The organism is Achromobacter sp. Root170 (genome assembly GCF_001428165.1).
Lineage (GTDB): Bacteria > Pseudomonadota > Gammaproteobacteria > Burkholderiales > Burkholderiaceae_B > Achromobacter > Achromobacter mucicolens.
In genome coordinates this window covers 252,525-271,305 of the sequence record NZ_LMHN01000015.1, presented here as the reverse complement: position 1 = coordinate 271,305, position 18,781 = coordinate 252,525, and the positions used below count along the sequence as shown (strand labels likewise).

16 protein-coding genes are annotated in these 18,781 nt (G+C 66.7%); 4 read left to right on the top strand and 12 right to left on the bottom strand.

The annotated features are described in order from the left end of the window. Positions 1–53: 53 nt before the first annotated feature. Positions 54–869 carry a DUF2243 domain-containing protein gene (locus ASD87_RS15655; RefSeq protein WP_056323317.1) on the top strand — a complete coding sequence of 272 codons (816 nt, stop codon included), beginning with the start codon at positions 54–56 and terminating at the stop codon, positions 867–869. Between the two features lie 49 nt (positions 870–918). Here ASD87_RS15655 and ASD87_RS27600 read toward each other — a convergent pair whose 3' ends face one another. Beyond that, a complete protein-coding gene (locus ASD87_RS27600) occupies positions 919–2,490 on the bottom strand; it encodes an SDR family oxidoreductase (protein ID WP_341465768.1) in 1,572 nt (523 codons plus the stop codon). A gap of 91 nt (positions 2,491–2,581) precedes the next feature. Between ASD87_RS27600 and ASD87_RS15645 the strand changes: the two genes are divergently transcribed. The 3 genes from ASD87_RS15645 to ASD87_RS15635 all read left to right on the top strand — a co-directional run bounded on the left by ASD87_RS15645 (position 2,582) and on the right by ASD87_RS15635 (position 5,452). Then, positions 2,582–3,895 (top strand): SDR family oxidoreductase, encoded by a 1,314-nt coding sequence (locus ASD87_RS15645; protein ID WP_056323313.1) that lies wholly within the window; start codon positions 2,582–2,584, stop codon positions 3,893–3,895. Beyond that, the gene (locus ASD87_RS15640) at positions 3,883–4,347 is read left to right on the top strand and encodes a DUF2269 domain-containing protein (protein WP_056323312.1); all 465 of its coding nucleotides are present in this window, start codon (positions 3,883–3,885) and stop codon (positions 4,345–4,347) included. Before ASD87_RS15645 ends, ASD87_RS15640 begins: the two co-directional genes overlap by 13 nt. A 211-nt stretch (positions 4,348–4,558) precedes the next feature. Beyond that, positions 4,559–5,452 carry a manganese catalase family protein gene (locus tag ASD87_RS15635; RefSeq protein WP_056323310.1) on the top strand — a complete coding sequence of 298 codons (894 nt, stop codon included), beginning with the start codon at positions 4,559–4,561 and terminating at the stop codon, positions 5,450–5,452. 153 nt (positions 5,453–5,605) lie between these two features. On the opposite strand, the gene ASD87_RS15630 is transcribed toward ASD87_RS15635, so the two are convergent. The 11 genes from ASD87_RS15630 to ASD87_RS15580 form a co-directional block, all read right to left on the bottom strand. Beyond that, positions 5,606–6,628, bottom strand: coding sequence for a UDP-glucuronic acid decarboxylase family protein (locus ASD87_RS15630; RefSeq protein ID WP_056323308.1), 1,023 nt, complete (start codon positions 6,626–6,628; stop codon positions 5,606–5,608). Then, positions 6,625–7,590: a glycosyltransferase gene (locus tag ASD87_RS15625; protein ID WP_056323306.1), complete on the bottom strand. Its 966-nt coding sequence runs from the start codon at positions 7,588–7,590 to the stop codon at positions 6,625–6,627. Before ASD87_RS15625 ends, ASD87_RS15630 begins: the two co-directional genes overlap by 4 nt. Next, a complete protein-coding gene (locus ASD87_RS15620; protein WP_056323303.1) occupies positions 7,587–8,651 on the bottom strand; it encodes a glycosyltransferase family 9 protein in 1,065 nt (354 codons plus the stop codon). The genes ASD87_RS15625 and ASD87_RS15620 overlap by 4 nt, the downstream gene beginning before the upstream one ends. Continuing rightward, entirely contained in the window at positions 8,648–9,634 is a 987-nt protein-coding gene (locus ASD87_RS15615; RefSeq protein ID WP_056323302.1) for a glycosyltransferase family 2 protein, read from the bottom strand. Before ASD87_RS15615 ends, ASD87_RS15620 begins: the two co-directional genes overlap by 4 nt. Then, positions 9,631–11,370: a carbamoyltransferase C-terminal domain-containing protein gene (locus ASD87_RS15610; protein ID WP_056323299.1), complete on the bottom strand. Its 1,740-nt coding sequence runs from the start codon at positions 11,368–11,370 to the stop codon at positions 9,631–9,633. The genes ASD87_RS15615 and ASD87_RS15610 overlap by 4 nt, the downstream gene beginning before the upstream one ends. Then, complete coding sequence (locus ASD87_RS15605) at positions 11,358–12,482, bottom strand: glycosyltransferase family 9 protein (RefSeq protein WP_056323297.1); 1,125 nt, start codon at positions 12,480–12,482, stop codon at positions 11,358–11,360. The genes ASD87_RS15610 and ASD87_RS15605 overlap by 13 nt, the downstream gene beginning before the upstream one ends. Next, positions 12,479–13,066 carry an HAD-IIIA family hydrolase gene (locus ASD87_RS15600; protein WP_056323294.1) on the bottom strand — a complete coding sequence of 196 codons (588 nt, stop codon included), beginning with the start codon at positions 13,064–13,066 and terminating at the stop codon, positions 12,479–12,481. Before ASD87_RS15600 ends, ASD87_RS15605 begins: the two co-directional genes overlap by 4 nt. Further along, on the bottom strand, positions 13,057–13,785 hold the full coding sequence (locus ASD87_RS15595) for an SDR family oxidoreductase (protein ID WP_056323292.1): 729 nt from the start codon (positions 13,783–13,785) through the stop codon (positions 13,057–13,059). Before ASD87_RS15595 ends, ASD87_RS15600 begins: the two co-directional genes overlap by 10 nt. A gap of 12 nt (positions 13,786–13,797) precedes the next feature. Further along, on the bottom strand, positions 13,798–15,069 hold the full coding sequence (locus tag ASD87_RS15590) for a glycosyltransferase (RefSeq protein WP_056323289.1): 1,272 nt from the start codon (positions 15,067–15,069) through the stop codon (positions 13,798–13,800). 271 nt (positions 15,070–15,340) lie between these two features. Next, positions 15,341–18,055 carry an ATP-binding cassette domain-containing protein gene (locus tag ASD87_RS15585; RefSeq protein WP_056323287.1) on the bottom strand — a complete coding sequence of 905 codons (2,715 nt, stop codon included), beginning with the start codon at positions 18,053–18,055 and terminating at the stop codon, positions 15,341–15,343. A gap of 80 nt (positions 18,056–18,135) precedes the next feature. Further along, positions 18,136–18,615 (bottom strand): hypothetical protein, encoded by a 480-nt coding sequence (locus ASD87_RS15580; protein WP_056323286.1) that lies wholly within the window; start codon positions 18,613–18,615, stop codon positions 18,136–18,138. Positions 18,616–18,781: the final 166 nt, after the last annotated feature.

The window sequence follows — 18,781 nt, the reverse complement described above, 5'->3', positions numbered from 1 at the left end:
ATGCGGACCGCGCCGCCGACGGCGCGCTTGCGACGCCACTCAAGGAAACTGCCATGGAACTCGTCCGCACTCCCGATGACCCTGCCGCCCCTCGCCGCCTGCGGCGAGCCAGCTTTTTGCTGGGTTTCGCCATGGGCGGCTTCTTTGATGGCATCCTGCTGCATCAGATTTTGCAATGGCACCATCTGCTCTCGAACGTGCGGGCCGGGCCGCTGGGGTCGCTGGGCGCCCAGGTCGCCGCCGATGGCGTCTTTCACGCCATCATGTACGTCATCGCCGCCGCCGGGCTCATCGAATTGTTCCGCGCCCGGTCAGCCGCATCGCCGGGCACGCCGATCCGCCCGCGCTGGGGCCACTTCTGGATCGGTTTCGGCTCCTGGCACATCATCGATGCGCTGCTCTCGCACTGGATCACCGGCATTCATCGCATCAAGATGGACGCGGAACAGCCGCTGATCTGGGACATCGCCTGGTTTGTCGTATTTGGCCTGGCGCCGCTGCTGGCCGGCTGGAAGACCCGCAATCATCGCCGCCCGCCGCCCACGGGCCGCACCGGCAAATCGCTCGTCGGCCTGCTCGCGGCAGCGGTGCTGGCGGGCGGGATGCTGAACCTCTTTCCCTTGCGTGCCGACGCGGACACCACGGTGGTCGCGCTGCGCCCGGGCGCGTCCCCCGCCGCGATGTTCCAGGCGCTGGCCGCAACCGATGCACGCATCGTCTGGTCGGATCCACAAGGATCCGTCTGGGTCATGACCGCCGTCCCCACCGCGCAAAAACTGCGCCTATTTGCGGCCGGCGCGATGTACGTCAGCGGGTCGGTCGCGCCGGCGGGATGTTCGGCATGGCTGACGGCCGGGGCCTCGAGCTGACGCGTCCGGTTGACGCAGCCGGCTGGTCAGCACTGCCCGCCCATTACCGTCAGCGGCGCGCGCGCAATAACCAGCACGCCGCCCCGCCGATCACCACCGCAGCCGCCACAAGCGACGTGCTGGGTTGGTTCATGGCGACCTTCGTATATACGCTGCGGCGGCCTGCCTGCTGCTCCGCGGGATGCGACCCGCCGCCTTCGTAGAGCGAATCCGATCCGCCCCCAGCTGGCGTGCCGCCGCGTTGCTGGCGAAACAGCCACCCGGCCATGCGATCGGCCAGGGACGGCATGTTTTGGCCCAACGTCGAGATGGCGCGCGACGCGCTACCGACATACAGGTCGCGAGCCGGATGCTCGGCCGCGTGCAAGATGGCGTCGGCCACCGCTTCGGGCGCATATACCGGCGGCGGCAGCGTCGGCTGCACGTCCATGTAATTGCGCGCGTGCGACGTAAAGCCGGTGGCAATCGACGCGGGCTTGATAAGCGTGACGGAAACGGGAGCGCCTTCTTCGCGCAATTCCATGCGCAGCGCGTCGGTAAAGCCCTTGACCGCATGTTTGGCTGCGGAATAAGCGCCCTGCAACGGCACGGCGCGGTCCGACACTTCACTGCCCACGTTGATCAGGGCGCCCCCGGATTTCTTCAGGTGCCGCACCGCCACCATCGATCCGTAGACCACGCCCCAGTAATCCGTGTCGAACAGTTTTCGCTGGTCTTCCAGCGGTACCGATTCGAGCTTTCCGAAGATCGACACGCCCGCATTGTTGACCCACGTATCGACGCGGCCATAGCTCTGGATCGCTCGCTCCAGAATGCGATCGTGATCATCCTGCACGCCCACGTCCGCGGCCACGCTGATGGCGGACCCGCCGCCGCGCACAATGTCGTCCAGCACGGCCTTCAGCGCCTCTTCCTGGCGAGCGACCAGCACGACCTTGGCGCCGCGCTCGGCGGCCATCCTGGCCGTTGCGGCGCCAATGCCGCTGCTCGCGCCCGTGATGACCATCACCTGGTCGCGTAGCGGTTTCAGTTTGAGTTTCATTGAGTGCTCCCGGTTGGCAACGCGAGAATCGCGCTGGCGGCGGGGCCAGCAATCTCCATTCCTGGTTCGCGCCGTATATGCGGAGCCGTCAGCCCCAGCCGGCTGCCGTTGCTCCCGAGCGCGCCAAGCCAGCGATCCCAGCGCCATCCCCAGCCCGAAAGCCCCATACACCAGCGCCAGCGCCCACGTGCCAAGCCGGTGCTCAAAACCGGGCGTCAGACGTTGCGGCGTCGCCCGGTAATCCACCAGGCAGGCGATTGCCGCCGCGGTCAATCCGGCCACGACGCCCGGTCCCGGCCGATACGTGGCGGGCATCGCCTGCGTGGCGCGCGCATGCAGCACGCCCCAGAACACCGCCGCCGTATGGTGGATTGCATAGCCGGTGGCGGTATGCCGCCAGCTGGGCGCATCGGCCCGCAGCGCCGGGCTTCCCCACACCCAATGGCTTGTCGAATTCGTCGGCGCAGTCCAACTTGCGGCCTGCCTGCGTCCCGCGACAGCCAGGACAAGTGTTGAAAGCACGCTGGCGGCAGAGCCGCTGACCGCGCCCTCGCGCAAAGCGGTGAGCCATGGGTTCATGAGCATTCCTTGTCGAGGTGAACGGGAACGCAGCTTGCGGCCCCGGGCAATGAAAGGCGGCGCGCGGTCGCGTCCGCCAGGGAGATTTGGCTTGAAGATCTTGTTGACGGGCGCCAATGGCTTCATAGGCAGCCGCCTCGTTCATGCCTTGCTGGCCGAGGGACACACACTGGTCTGCCCCGTGCGCCGCCCGCCGTCAGGGCATAACGCGCCCGACGCAACTTTCGTACCCATGGATTTCAGCGGGGCGCTGTCGGAAGACGCCTGGATGCCGCTGCTGAAAAACGTGGACGCCGTCATCAACACCGTGGGCCTCTTTCGAGAACGGCGCGCGGGCGACTTCGCCGCAGTGCACGTGCGCGCTCCGCAGGCGCTGTTTCACGCCGCCCGGCGGCAGGGCGTCCGGTGCGTGATCCAGTTTTCGGCGCTTGGGGCCGACGCGGGCGCGGCCAGCGGCTTTCATCTGAGCAAGCGCGCCGCCGACGACGACTTGCGCATGTCCGGCATGCCCGCCGCGATTGTGCAGCCATCGCTGGTGTATGGTCCGGGCGGCGCGAGCGCGGCGCTTTTCAATCGGCTTGCCGTGCTGCCGTTGCTGCCGCTCGCTGGCGGCGGACGCCAGCCGGTGCAGCCGGTCCATCTGGACGACGTGGTGGACGGCGTGCTGGCGTTGCTGAACAGCCCGCCGCCGACGCCTGTGACGATCGCGTTCTGCGGCCCCACGCCAATCACCTTGCGCGGGTACCTGGCCACGCTGCGCCGCGCGCTGGGCCTGGACACGCCGCTACGCGTCGTCCCCATTCCCATGACGATGGCAACGGGCCTGGCTGCCGCCGCCTCGCTGCTGCCGGGCAGTCTGATCGATCCCACGGCGCTATCGATGCTGGAGCGCGGCAACACCGCCGACCCCGCCCCATTTTCTGCCTTGCTCGGGCGTGCGGCGCGGGCACCCGACCGCTTCATCGTCCCGCAGACGCGCGACAGTCTGCGTGCCAGCGCACTGCTCGACGTCACGTTGCCTCTGCTGCGGTTCAGTATCGCGCTGGTGTGGTTGTGGACGGCCGCGGTGTCCTTCGGCCTGTACCCGGCTGCAGCCAGCCTGGACCTGTTGCGCCGCACCGGCGTGCCCGACTCCCTCGCGCCGATCACGCTATACGGCGCGGCCACGCTGGACCTGGCCTTCGGCGTGCTGACGCTCGCGCTGCGCGGCCGCGCCCGGCAGTGGCTGTGGATCGCACAGGCGGTTCTCATCGTGGGCTATACCGCGATCATCACGGTGCGGCTACCGGAATTCTGGATGCACCCGTTCGGACCGTTGTCGAAAAATTTACCGATGCTTGCAGCGTTGGCACTGCTTTACCTGCATGAACCCGCCACGGCCAGGAAACGCCAATGGAATACCTGATCCTCAAGCTCGTCCACGTGATCTCGGCCACGCTGCTGTTCGGCACAGGCATCGGGTCGGCCTTCTATCTGCTGTGCGTCGTGCTCCGGCGCGATGTCCATGTGATCGCCGGCGTGGCGCGGCTGGTGGTCATCGCCGACTGGCTGTTCACGGCGTCCACCGCCGTTCTGCAACCGCTCACCGGCCTCTATCTGGTTCATCTCATGCAATTGCCGCTGGCCACACCGTGGATCGGCTGGTCGCTCGCGCTGTACGGCGTGGCCATCGCCTGCTGGTTGCCCGTGGTGTGGCTGCAGATGCGGATGCGCGATGCTGCCGCGGCGGCGGATCGCTCCGGCGAGCCCCTTTCCTCCGGGTTCTGGCGCAGCTTTGCGTGGTGGGTCGCGTTGGGGGTGGTCGCCTTCGTCGCGTTCCTGGCGATCTTCTATCTGATGATCTTCAAGCCTGCTTGAAAAAAGGCGCATCCGGCTGCCCGCCAGGAACGCTTGTTGCGGCACCGGCGCACCGGATCGAATGGGGCACGTCTATCGCCGCCCGCCAATTTCCCGAAAGGATGAATGAGGCATAGGCAACGGCAACCATGGCGTCCGAATCCCGCGCGCCGGCTTTCGATGCTACCGCGCACCACAAATCCCGAAAGGTACTCGGGAACAGGAGATCACTATGTTTGCCCATAACAAACGGCTGCAATACACCGTTCGAGTCAGCGAGACCAATCCAGGTCTAGCCAACCTGCTGCTGGAACAGTTTGGCGGCCCGCAAGGCGAGCTTGCCGCGGCTTGTCGCTATTTCACGCAGGCACTGGCCGAGGACGATCCCGGCCGCAAGGACATGCTGCTGGACATCGCCACCGAAGAACTCAGCCATCTGGAAGTCATCGGCACGATGGTCGCCATGCTGAACAAGGGCGCCAAGGGTGTGCTGGCCGAGGCCACGGAATCCGAGGCGGAAATCTACCGGCGGCTGAACGGACCTGGCAACGATTCGCACGTCACGCAGGTGCTTTACGGCGGAGGCCCCGCGCTGGTCAACTCAGGAGGCCAGCTGTGGAATGCCGGCTACATCGACACCATCGGCGATCCATCCGCCGACCTGCGGTCCAACATCGCCGCCGAGGCGCGCGCCAAGATCATCTACGAGCGGCTCATCAACGCGACGGACGATCCCGGCGTCAAGGACGCCCTGGGCTTTCTGATGACCCGTGAAGTGTCGCACCAGCGCTCCTTCGAAAAGGCGCTGTACTCGATGGAGCCGAACTTCCCGCCCGGAAAGCTGCCGGGCGATCCGCGGTTTGCCTCGGTCTACTTCAACATGTCGCAGGGCGAAGGCGACACGCGCGGACCGTGGAACAGCGACGCGAATTTTGAATACGTGTCCGACCGGGAGCAACAGGGAGCCATCGATGGCGACGGCATGCCCAACGTGAACCTGACCGAAGAGGAAGCGCTGGCCTTGCAGGCAATGGCGGCACGGACCGCCTCCGACCCCAGCAGCGACCCGGTGACAGGCACCGAACTGGGGCAGGTGAACTCGCCCGACGAGTTCAAGCAACCGTAAACCGCTGCGTGAGCCTATCCCCGCCACTGCCCTTGCGGCACGGCGGGGTTTATTGAAGGCGTGAATCGAAGGCACGTGAACGCGAGCGCGTGCGTGCCGCAGCACATCGCGCGCCAGCAAGCGCTGTGCCGCCGAGCCCGGACGGCCGCCCGGTCAAGGATGCGTCTGTGGCATTGCCCAGGCGTTCGGCCGGGGCATCCGGCCCTCACGCCGCGCGCGGTCGCGGTCGGCACAGAAGTAGGCGACCGTCCGCGCAATGCCGTCGACGGGATGCACGCGCGGAGACCACCCCAGGCTGCGCCTGGCAAGCGAGATGTCCGGACATCGATGAGTCGGGTCGTCCACCGGCAAGGCACGGTGAACGACGGGCACGCGCGAGCCAGTCAGTTCGCGCACCATGTCGGCCATTTCCAGCATCGTCAGCTCCACCGGATTGCCCAGGTTCACCGGCGTGTCCACCTCGACCGGGCTTTCCATCAGACGCACGAGCCCGTCGATCAAGTCGTCCACATAGCAGAAAGACCGCGTCTGCGTGCCGTCCCCGTACACGGTGAGGGGCTCGCCGGCCAAGGCCTGCACGATGAAGTTCGACACCACGCGGCCATCGTCGGGCGACATGTGCGGGCCGTAGGTATTGAAGATGCGCGCAATCTTCACCACCACGCCCTCGTGGCGGGCGTATTCCATGAATATCGTTTCGGCGCAGCGCTTGCCCTCGTCATAACAGGACCGAGGGCCGACGGGGTTGACGTGGCCCCAGTAGCCTTCGCATTGGGGATGCTCCAGCGGATCGCCGTAGACCTCGCTGGTCGATGCCTGCAACACGCGCGCGCCGGTGCGTCGCGCCAGCTCCAGCAACTGCATCGCGCCCAGCACGCAGGTGCGCAGCGTCTTGAGCGGATCCGCCTGGTAATGCACCGGCGATGCCGGGCAAGCCAGGTTGTAGATCCGGTCCACCGCCATGTCCCCCAGGGGTTCGACCACGTCGTGGCGAATGACCATGAAGCGCGGATGCGACGCCAATGCCGCGACGTTGCATGCCCTGCCAGTCTGAAAATTGTCCAGGCACACCACCTGCCAACCGTCGTTGAGCAGCCGCGCGCAGAGGTTCGAGCCGAGAAAGCCGGCACCGCCGGCGACCAGCGCGCGGCCGGTACGGGGGATTGCATCCATCATGCTGCCTCCATCAACGATTCGAACACGCCAAGCCAATCCGACACAAAGCGGTCCATGCCGAAGCGCTGCCGCGCCATGTCGCGGCCTGCAGAGCCCCAGGCCCGCGCAAGCTCGGGCTCGGCCAGCAACTGGCGCCCCACCTCCACCAGCCGGTCCAGGCGGTTGTCCACGTAGCCGTTCTCGCCGTTGCGTATCAGCACCGGCAGTTCCGTGCCGCCAAATCCCACTACCGGCACACCGCAGAGCATCGCCTCCACCAGCGAGAGGCCCAGACTGGCGTACCGGATGGGGCTGAAGAAATACCGGTAGCGCGACATGAGCGCCGCCACTTCCATGTTGGGCACCTCGCCCAGTCCGCCCAGCCGCTCGGAATCCATGCCGATCAGATCCAGCGGCGTGCGGGCCCGCACGTGTTCGAATACATCGACGCCGATGCGCCGGCCACGGCGCGCCAGGTGGTTGACCACGACGATGCCTTTTTCGATGCCGCCGTCATAGGTCACGTCCGGCTCGGGCACACCATGCTCGACCACGCGGCTGGGCATGTCCGCGCAGTCCCACATCACGGCGTTGTACGGGGTCACGTGCACGATCATGCCCTTGTCATGCCGGAACACGTGGCGCGTCTCCGTGGGATGCGGCATGGGCGGATCGTGTTCCAGATACGCGGATGGCAAGGCGCGCTGCGCGTCGCTGAGCAACAGCCGCGCGTCCTCCAGATTCTGGCGCGACTGATACAGCACGCAGTCGAACTCCATATCCCGCAAGTTGAAGGCGGGCGCCTCGGTGAGGCCTGCCCCCCACGGGATGCGGTTGCCCAACGCCCCGTAGCCGGGCGCGCGGCCGGGCAGAACCGGCACGATGAAATCATGCGGCACCTGACTGAGCGCATACAGATAATTCCCATGCACGTGCCAGGTCAGAATGCGCAGGCGGCGCTGCGGGTGGACGGCAGGCGTCATTGTCTTCCCCTTGCAAGCTGGCGGCTCGCTTCACGAAGCACCTGAGGCACCGTGACAGCCAGCGCGCACGGGTGGCCGATCGGACAATGCTCGTAGGCGCAGGGCCGGCACGGCGCATCGCCGGCCAGCACTACATGCAGATCGTGGTTGGTGGGCGCCCAACGCCGCGCGTCGCTTCCGCTGGCGATGACGACGCTGGGCGTGCGCACCGCCGCGGCGATGTGCGACACCCCAGTGTCGTTGCACAGCAGGAGCCGACTCGACTCGACCAGCGCGGCGAGGCTGCCCAGCGTGGTCTTGCCGCACAGGTCCGGCAGATTGCGTCCCGACAGGCGTCTCAGCTCATCCGCGAGTGGCCGCTCAGCCGCCGTTCCGGTCAGCGCCACCTGCCATCCCTGAAGCAGCAAGGCCGTCGCCGTGCGGCCGTAGCGCTCCAGCGGCCACCGGCGCGATGGCAGGCGCGCGCCGACGTGCATGAGCACCAGGCGGGCAGCATCCAGCGAATGGACCTTCAGCAGGTCTTCGGCAGCGCGCCGGTCTTCCACCGTGCACGGGAATTCGAGCTTGTCGTCGTCAGCCGGCACGCCAAGATGCCGGAGCAGCGCCAAGTATCGATGCGGCTCGGGCAAGTCGTCCGGCCAGGGCATCCACTGTCCGGGAATCCCCTGGTCTGCCTGCGACACAAAGCCGCCGCAGCGCCTGGCGCCCAGTTGCCCGACGATGGGATTGCTTTGCTCGCCGCTGCCGTGCATCTGCAGCGCCACGTCAAACCGCGCGTCGCGCACCCGCGCATAGAAATCCGGCAGCCCCTCTTCGCGGGCAGGCTGCTCGGGAAACGCCTCGATGCCCGGAAACTCGATCAGCTCGTCCACGTAGCAGGCAAACCTGCCGACGAACTCGCGCGCGTTGGCAAGACCGATCAGGGCGATGTGCGCGTCGGGAAACGCCTTGCGCAACGCGCGAAGCGCCGGGACCGCGCAGAGCATGTCGCCCAGTTGCAGCGCCCGAAAGACCGCGATACGCGCCGGCGCGGGGGCAGATCCGAGCAGCAGGTTATTCATGCGGCGCTCCTCGCAAAGCGCAGCAACCCGACCGTGCGCCAGAAAATCGACAGCAACGGAATGCATGCCGACGTGATCGCCAGGTCGGCAACGTTGCGCAATGACATGCTGGTTCCCCGGATACGGCGCATGAAAAAGTACAGGGTCAGCGCGGCCCATACGACAGCTGGCGCGATGGCCGCTGCCGCATGGCCGGTTGCGAACAAACCAGCAGCCAGCAAAAAGGCGCCCGTAACGCTCAGGTAAAAGCGCGGGCCATGCCGGCGGATGCGTTCCTGATACAGCGCGGGGTACTTGCGGCGCAGCAACATGTCGAACATCACCTTTTTCTGCATGCCCAGTCCAGCCGCGAAACTCACCGGCCGCACCGGGTGCTGCACGCGCGCGTGCTCGCACCGCGCGATGCGCAAGCCGGCATCGAGCAGCGCAAATTGCAGGTCCGAGTCCTCACGCCAGGCCATCGTGTAGCGCGTGTCGAATCCGCCGACCGCCAGCAACGCCGACCGCCGGACGAAGCAATTCGCGGTGATGAACTCGGCGCGCGTCAAGCCCGAGGCGTCGCGCTCGTAGTCGCTGGGCGGGTCCGGGATGGGCATCTCCGTGACGCCGGTCACCGCCGCCACGTCCGGCGCGAAGCCGCGCAGTCCCTGCGCAAGCCAGTCCCGATGCGGAATCGTGTCGTCGTCGGTAAAAGCGATGATCTCGGCCTTGGCACTGCGCCAACCCAGGTTGCGGGCGCCCGACGGCCCGCGGGTGCCGGACACCGGCAGGTAGCGCAACGCCCGCGCATCGCCCCAACGCGCCGAATAGGCCGCAACCTGCCGGTGCGTGGCCTCGCTGGCGGCGTCGTCGCACACCAGGATCTCGTACGGCACGGAGAGCCGCTGCCTGCAGAGCGCCTCAAGGCAGCGCGCCAGCAGGTCTGGCCGCTTGTAGGTCGGCACCACCACGGATACCGCGACTGTTGCGCCCGGGGCCGTCATCGCGGCTTCTCGACAAGGTAGGAGCCGATCACCAGCGCATCCAGCGGCGAGGTCCAGAAGCATTCAACGGCATCGCGCGGCGTGCAGACCACCGGTTCGCCCCGCGTATTGAACGACGTATTGACCAGGACCGGCACGCCCGTCAGCTGTTCGAACGCGGCCAGCAAGTCGTAATACCGTGCATTCTGATCCCGACGGATGGTCTGCACCCGTGCCGTGCCGTCGATGTGCCGCACCGCCGGAATCTGCTTGGCGCGGTGCGGCAACACGTCATAGACAAACAACATGAACGGTGCGCAGATCGAGGCCGTGCCGCGTCCGTCGAACCACTGAGCAGCCCGCTCCTCCATCACGACGGGCGCCACGGGGCGAAAGTCCTCGCGGTCCTTCAGACCGTTTAACCGGGCCTGCATCGCACTGTCCCGGGGCGACGCCAGGATGGAGCGCGCGCCCAGCGCGCGAGGGCCGAACTCCATGCGGCCCTGGAACCAGCCCAGCACCTTTTCCTGCGCGAGCAACGCCGCAGCCTCGCCCGACACGTCGCTCAACTTGCGATAGGAAAGGTGCGCCTTGTCCAGGAAGCGCTCGATCTCCTCGTCCGGGTATGACGGCCCCAGATACGCGTGTTCCATGGTCCACGCGCGCTTGCCCCCGCGCCGATGGTAGTCCACGTACAGCGCCGCGCCCAGCGACGTGCCGGCGTCGCCCGCGGCCGGTTGCACCCACACCTCATCGAAGGGGCCGTCCCGGGCGATGCGCGCATTCATCACGCAATTGAGCGCCACCCCGCCGGCCATGCACAGGCTCTTCGCGCCCGTCTTCTCGTGCAGCCACTGCGCCATGTGCAGCGCGGTTTCCTCCAGCACATACTGCAATGAACTGGCCACATTCTTGTGGCGGTCTTCAAAAGGCGCGCCGCGGCGTCTGGCCGGGCCGAAGCGCTCGGTAAGGCGTGCGGGTTGCAGCGAATAGCCGCCCTCTTCTTCCAGCCGAAGGATCTCGCGGAACTCCTTGCGGTACTCGGGCTTGCCAAACGAGGCCAGGGCCATCACCTTGTACTCGTCCGACGAATGCAGAAAGCCCAGCCAGGTGGTGACTTCCTCGTACAACAGGCCGAGCGAGTGCGGCAGGTCGATCTGCTTGAGCCGCGCGTACTCGCCGCCGGCGAACTGCCCATAGCTCGTCGTCGTGCGCTCACCCCGGCCGTCCATCGTCAGCACCGCGCATTCCGCGCACGGGGCCGCCAGGAACGCGCTGCTCTCGTGCGAAAGGTGATGGTCCAGATAGATCCATCGATCCATGATGTGCTTGAGCGTCAGATCGTCAAAGCGTGGCGACTTCAGATGCAGCGGGGCGCCATCCAGAAGCTGGCGCGGCGCGTTCACCAGATACGAGAGAAACAGCGCGTCCCACGGCGACGCGCCTTCCGCGCCGGCGCCGGCCCGCGATGGCTCCAGGGGCAGCGTGATCTCCTGCGGCAGCGCCGCACCGCCGGCCAGCAGCGCCGGGTCGTAGGAATAAACGATGTGATCGACGTCGCGCAGCCGAATGTCCGCCGCGGACAGACAATAGTCGATCGCGTAATACGGCAACTGCCAGGTGGTGAACGGGACGGGCCGCTTGCCGTGCTTGACGCGGGTAAAGCGTTCTTCCTCGGCGGCTGCCACCACGACGCCGTCATGAACCAGTGTGGCGGAGCAGTCGTGATACGCCGCATTGATGCCTAGAGTGAACATGAAATCGTCTCCTTGACGGCGCGCGGGCCCGTCTGAAACCGTGGGTGATGCCCAAGCAGCTCGCGGGCCGCAAACGCGACTTCCCCGGGCGGTACGCCCGCCAGGCACGCATGGTGTCCCTGCGGGCACACGCTGCGATAGCAGTACTTGCAGGGCACATCGTTACTCAGCACCCGGGCGTCGGTGCGCCAGGGCGTATGCTGCGGATTGGTCAGCGCGTACAGGTCCACGATCGGCGCGCCGACCGCGGCGGCGATGTGCGCGGGGCCGCTGTTGTTGCAGATGACCACCGCCGCGCCTTCGAGCGCGGCGCCCAGTTCGCCCAGGGTCAGGCCATCCGACAGGTCGATCAGGCCCGGCAGCCAGCGCCGCCCCTCGGCCAGCGCTGCGGCCAACGCGGGATCCTCGTGACCGCCGAGCAGCAAAATGCGCCGGCCGTCGCCGCGCAACGCAATCAGCGCCTGCACCATCAGCGCGGCCGGATACCGGCGCGACGCCGCCGTCGCGCCCGCATGCACGCAGATCCATCCGTCGGTTTCGGTGACGCCCGCGTGGTGCAGCTTGTCACGCAGCGACGCGCGGTCGCGCTCGCGCATCCTGAACGACATGCAATCGTCTTCGCTGCGGGCGCCCACGGTAGCCACGAGGTCGAGCTGACGCTGCACCTCGTGCCGGATACCCTCTTGCGGCTCGACCTCCCGCACCCAGTCGCTGATGAGCCGATACGGGTTCTCGCGGCAATGCGCCAGCACGCGCGGCACGCCAGCCAGGTGACAAAGCAGCGCCGCCGGCAGGGGACTTTGGCTGAACGTCGTGAAAACCACAGCCGCGTCAGGCCGCAGCGCGCGCAGCCGGCCGATGGCGCCCACGTCTTCCTCGCGGCCCTGCGATGCGTTCTTGACCCAAGCGGCGTCATAGGCCATGACGGTGTCGACTTCCGGCATGAAAGGCGCGAGGGCCGCGCCCGATGGCGAGGTCAGGAGGGTGATGCGGTGAGCGCCTTGCTCGCGCAGCGCGCGCATGGCCGGCGTGCACATCAGCACATCGCCCATGTTGTCCAGCCGGATGCAAAGGACATGCGCGTCGCGCGGCCACGGCGCATTCCCGTTCATGCTTGCGCTCCCGGACGCATGGTGGCGTCTTCGGCAACGATCCGCGCCGCCGCATCCAGGTCCGGGGCGCGGCAATACGGCTCCCGGTCTGGGCCCGTGCGCCACTCGGTTTCGTTGCCCACGTCAAGCAGGATGCTGCGGCATCCGGCCCGATTTCCGGCTTCCACGTCATCCAGGATGTCGCCGATGAACCAGGACTCGGCCAGGTCCAGCCCCAGCTCCTGCGCGGCCCGCAGCAACAGCCCCGGCTTGGGCTTGCGGCAGTCGCACGCCATTGCGTAAGGCTGCACCACGCCCTCGGGATGATGTGGACACCAATAGAACCCGTCCAGGTGCGCGCCGGCCGCTTGGAACATTGCAGCCAGTTTTACGCCCACCGCGTTCAGGGCATCGGCCGCGAAGAGGCCCCGCGCAACCCCCGGCTGGTTGCTGATGACCACCAGGCTCAGGTCCGTCTGAGCAAGCCGGGACAGGCCCGCCAGCGCCATGGGCGCATACGCCATGCGCTCGGGCGCCACGTTGTAAGGCACATCCGCGAGCACGGTCCCGTCCTTGTCCAGAAACACGGCTGCCCTCAAGGCCATGACGTTTCCTTCATCGGCAACACCATGACCTCAGGCACGACCGTTTCCGGAGGTTGCGTCAGCACGAAGCGCACGGCGCGCGCCACGTTGGCGGGATCCTGCAGCGTGCCGGTGTCGATATCGGGAAACCGGTCCAGGAGAAACGGCGTGCGCATCCCGCCCGCGATCACGGCGCTGACCTTGATACCCATGCCGCGCAGTTCCGCGTGCAGCGCATGCGACAAGCCCATCAACCCCCATTTGCTGGCATGGTAGGCAGACGCGTTCGGCCAGGCGCGCCGCGCTGCGGTGGACGCCACGTTGACGATATGCCCGCCGGGGCTCAAACGGTTCTTGCCCAGCTTGGCCATCAGGAAGGGTCCGGTCAGATTGGTGCGCAGCACGCGCTCCCAGACGTCCGCCTCCAGCTGGTCGATGGGGGCCGTCACGTCAACGCCGGCGCTATTGACGATGGCGTCCAGCTTGCCGAACTGCCGCACGACGGCATCCATGCATTCGGCCACGTCTGCTGCAACGCCGACGTCCATGATGCAGGCCATGACGTCCGCGCCGCTTTCCTTCAGCTTGGTGGCGACCGCATGGGCGCGCTGCTCGTCGATGTCGCTGACCGCGACGCGGGCGCCTTCGGCCGCCAGCTGCTCGCAAAGCGCCGCGCCCAGGCCGCTGCCGCCGCCAGTGACCAGGATTACCCGCCCGTCCAGGCTCTCGAATTCGTGCATGGTTCCGCTCCTTTAAGCCGCGATGCGCGCGGCGATCCGATCTTCCCGAGGCGTCTCGGCCGCCATGCGCCCATAGACGGACTGCAAATCCTGGCCCACGCGCTTCCACGTATAGAGGCGGCGCGCACGCATGCGTCCCGCCTCGCCCATGCGCTCGCACAAGGCCCGGTTCCCCGCCAGTTCCGCAAGCCTGTCGGCCAGGCTGTCCGGGTCCTTGGGCGGCACGAGAAACCCCGTTCTACCGTGCACCACGGTGCTGCGTATTCCGCCCGTGTCCGCGCCGATCACGGGACGTGCGCACGCCATCGCCTCGACGGGCGTAATGCCAAACGGCTCGTACCAGGGTGTAGTCACAAACACGTCGCTCGCGCTGTAGTAGGCGGCCAGTTCCTCGCGCCGCCGCCGCCCCGCGAACTCGACCCACTCTGCCACGCCCTCTTCGCGCGCAATACCGCGCAATCGGCCGATCTCGGGGGTGGCCAGCTCGCTGGCATCCTCCGTGTTGCCGCCGACCACGCACAGCCGTGCCTGGACACCATGGCGGTGGCGCAGCCGCGCAAGGGCACGAATGACGTTATCCACGCCTTTGCGCGGCACCATTCTTCCCAGCTGCAGCACGGTAAACACGCCGTCGTCCCAGCCCAACGCCTTGCGAGCCAGCGCCATCGGCTGCGCGGTCATTTCCGCGGCGTCGTAGCCGCAGGGAACGATATCGATGCGGCGCGGATCGGCCCCGTACAGCTCGATGAGATCGCGCCGGTCTTGCGGGCACTCAGCGATGAGACGGTCCGCGCGCCGCGCGATGTCGTCCTCGATGTCAAAGCGCGAATCCGGAAACAGATCAGCCGACTGCTGATACTGCCGCCGCACCTTGCCCAATGCGTGGAACGTGACGGCCAGCGGCACGCCGTAAAGCTGCGCCACCGGCAGCGCCGCCATCGCCGACATGAAAAAGTTGGCGTGGATGACGTCATACCCCGCGGGCTGACGGCCGACGTACCGCATCAGATACGCGGAGAAGTCGTCCATGTAAGGCAGCATCTGCTCTTTCGGAAGAAAGCTGGCGGGCCCTGCGGGAACATGAATCACCTTGACGTTGCGCATCCACCGAAACTCGGTATCCAGCGCCGCATTGTCCCTGCGCGTAAATACATCGACCTCCATGCCTGCGCGCGCCAATTCACGCGCCACGTTTGCGACATACACGTTCTGTCCACCGCTATCCACGCTGCCCGCCAGCGCAAGGGGCGAGGCGTGTTCGCTGATGATGGCAATCTTCTTCATGAGGGCAACTCCGTTATTCGAGCCGGAACCGTGCCGGCATCGGATCTCGCAACGGAGAAGCGCATGCCGATGACAACGGCTGCTCGCATTCGTGGACGAGGGTTGCGCACCTCATTTGGGGGGACTCCGCGCGATTCGTCCGCATCGGGCATACGCTGGGTCGAGAGCAAGTCGTGTGCCGATACGCTTTCACGCGCGTCGAATGGAAGAACCGCTTTTATCCGGCACTTCTTACAAGCACGCGTAAGAAAGTGCCGGGTTACTCGAGCCATCAGGGCTCGCGCCGTTGCTGAGCCGGCGCCGCCGGCAGCAAGGCGCCCACCGTGGCCAGCAATTCGTGCGGATCGACGGGTTTGGACAGATGCACCTGAAAGCCCGCCAGCAACGTGCGCAGGCGGTACTCCTGGCTGACGTGGCCCGATAGCGCGATGGCAGGCAGACGGTGCGAGAGCGCCGCCCCACGCTGCGCTTCCATCGCTCGCACCCGCGCCACGACCTCGTAGCCGTCCACGTCGCCCAGCGAGAGATCGCAGATGAGCACTTGCGGCCAGGTTGCCGCGGGCATGGACTCGAACGCGGCCATGGCAGTTTCACCATCCGCATACGTCGTCACGTCGGCGCCGTTGTCCTTCAGGATTTCCGCCACCATCTCGCGCGCCTCGGCCTGATCGTCCACCAGCATGATTTGCGCGCCGTTCAGATTTGGCACGCTGACGTCCGCGCGCAGCGGTGCTGGCTCCATGGCGCGCACGGGAAAATCGACGGAGTAGCAGCGTCCGCCCGAGGGTGCGGCCGTACTGTGGAACGTGCCCCCCTGGCGCTGCGCCCGCACGGCCAATTCCGCCGGATCCAGCGCTGCCGCGACGCGCAGGCCGTCCGTCGGGTTCTGCATGCCATCGGTGGGCAACAGCGCGGGATCCGCGTCCTGCTCAGTGCGGCCGTCCGTGACCGACAGGCGCGTCAGCGGACCCTCGCGGCGCAGGCTGATCTCGATGCGCCCGCCCGGCGGCGTGACGGCTATCGCATGCAGGCACAAGTCCCATACCAGCTGCTGCAACGCGCTGGGGTCGCCGGTAATGCGCGCCGCCTCGTTGCCGATCAGCGTGTAGACATTCACGCCTTTGTCCTGCGCGATTTCCCGCGAGCCATCCAGCACGCCAGCCACCACGGCAACCAGGTTGACAGGCTGCCGGGTATCCCTTCCCATTGCCTCTTCCAGGGCGGACTGCTGCCGCTGCAAGGTCCACATCTGCGCGTAGATTCCCTGGCGCGCCAGCAGATCGTCGTGGCGTCCCTGCTCGACGACCCTGCCCCGGTCCAGGACCGCGATGTTGTCGGCATGCACAATGGTCGATAGCCGGTGCGCAATGATGAGCGTCGTGCGGCCGCGCGACAGCCGCTCCAGTTCGGCCTGGATCGCCCGCTCGGTACGCGTGTCCAGCGCCGAGGTCGCCTCGTCGAACACCATGATCGTCGGATCCTTCAAGATCGCGCGGGCGATGCCCACGCGCTGGCGCTCGCCGCCCGAGAGCTTCACGCCGCGTTCGCCCACGGGCGTTTCGTATCCGCCCGGCAGGCTTTCGATGAAATCGTGGATGCGCGCGCCGCGCGCCGCCTGCACGATCTGATCGCGCGTCGCATCCGGCCGGCTGTACGCAATGTTGTAGGCGATGGTCTCGTTGAACAGCATGGTGTCCTGCGGCACGATGCCCACCACGCGCCTCACGCTGCGCACATTGACGGTGCGCAGATCGTGTCCATTGATCAGGATGCGCCCGGCATCCGGGTCATAGAAGCGCAACAGCAGGCGGCCGAGCGTCGATTTTCCCGAGCCGCTGCCGCCCACCACGGCCAGCGTCGTCCCCGCAGGCACCGTCAGATCCACGTCCCACAGGATCTGCCGTCCGGGCTCATAGCCGAAATCCACGCCTTCGAAGCGCACTTCGCCCGTTCCCGCCTGCAATGACGGCAGCGTGGCGTCGTCCCCCGTTTCCGGCGGATATCTCAAGAGGTCGCAGACGCGCTCGGCATTGACGAACGCTTCCTTGGCCTGGCGGAAAATGAGGCCCAGCGTATTCAACGGCAGGCAAATCTGGATGATGTAGGCATTGACCAGCACCAGATCGCCCACCGTCATTTCGCGTCCCACGACCTGCTGCCCGGCCAACAGCATGACTGCCGCCACGCCGCAGGCGATGATGCCGCTCTGGCCGACGTGCAGGCGCGACAGCGAACGCTGGTTGCGCTCGCCGACCCGCGTCCACTCCTCCAGCACGCGCGACAGGCGGTCCGATTCCAGCGCTTCGTTGGCATTGAGCTTGACGGCCTCGTAGTTGAGCAGGCTGTCGACCATCTGCCCGCTTGCGCGCGAGTCCAGCTCGTTCAATCGGCGCTGATAGGCGACGCGCTTGCGCAGCAGCACCGTGGTGTAGGAAAAATAGGCGATAAAGGTGATGGTCACGATGGCGGCGAACCAGATGCTGTACCCCATGACCAGGATCAGCACGACCGACACGATCTCCACCAGCGTCGGCAGCAAGGTGAATAGCCCCGTGCCAAGCAAGAACCCCACGCCCGCAGTGCCGCGCTCCACGTCGCGCGCCAGCGCGCCAGTCGGCCTGCCGCCATGAAACCGGGCGCCCAGCTGCTGTAATCGCGAAAACACGCTGACCGTAAAGTCCGCCACGGTGCGCAGCGCAACCCGCGCGAACACGACATCACGCAACTCGGTGAAGACACCGCCCCCAAATCGCATGAGTGCGTAGCCCAGCAGCAGGAATACCGGCAACACCAAAGGTCCTGGCGCGCTGAACAGATCGACGATGGCCTTCAGCACTGCCGGCACGGCCACCATCAGCAGCTTGGCCGCCACAAGCAGCGTTACGGCCGCAGCCGTGCGCCCGCGGTATTTCCATAGCGCCCGCAGGATGGTGCGATTGACCTCCTTGCGGGAAAAATCACTGGTGCTGCTGTCCGGCTCGCTCATCGATCGCGCCCTCCTGAGGAGCCCGGCGGGCCAGCAACTGGCGTTCCGAGGCGCCCCTCACGCAGCAGACCAGCCTCGCGCTATCGCACCTGCAGCGCTTCCCGCCGACCCTGCACTGCCGCCTTGAACAGCGAGGCGACCGCGGCGGCAAACGCCTCATCGAACCACGGGTTCGCGCCGCTGACCGCCACCACGATCCCGTCCAGGCACACGCTGCCCCAGACCTGCGTATCCCGGGCGCGAAGCAGATGGGGCCTGAGCGCCATCACCTCGTGCGTTCCCAAGCCCGTGCGCCAGCTCACGCGCGCCTTGCCGCGGGCGTAGGCGCCATAGTCCGCGTCCCACTCCGCGGGATCACCGATGCTTTCCTCGTACAGGATCGCGTCCGCGAATTCGCAGCTGCCCGGATGCGCCAGCGGATTCATGACCACCACGTGCAGGAATCCGCTTTCGCCAACGCGGGTATTCGAGAGGGCGGCCTCCAACATGGGCCGGGCGAGCTGCACCGCCTCTTGCGCGGCATCGCGCTCCCAGTAGGCGGCCAAAGGAATTGCGGGCATGTGGAATCCTCCTGTTCGTACCGCGCGTGCAGCAAAACCCGTACCTATGAACCACTCGCGACGGAACGACGCTTGCTGACCACCGCATATACGTGACCGATGCTGCGATGCGTATTGACCCCGTACCGGCAGCATGCCCCAATACTCCGGCCGGATGAACAGGAGA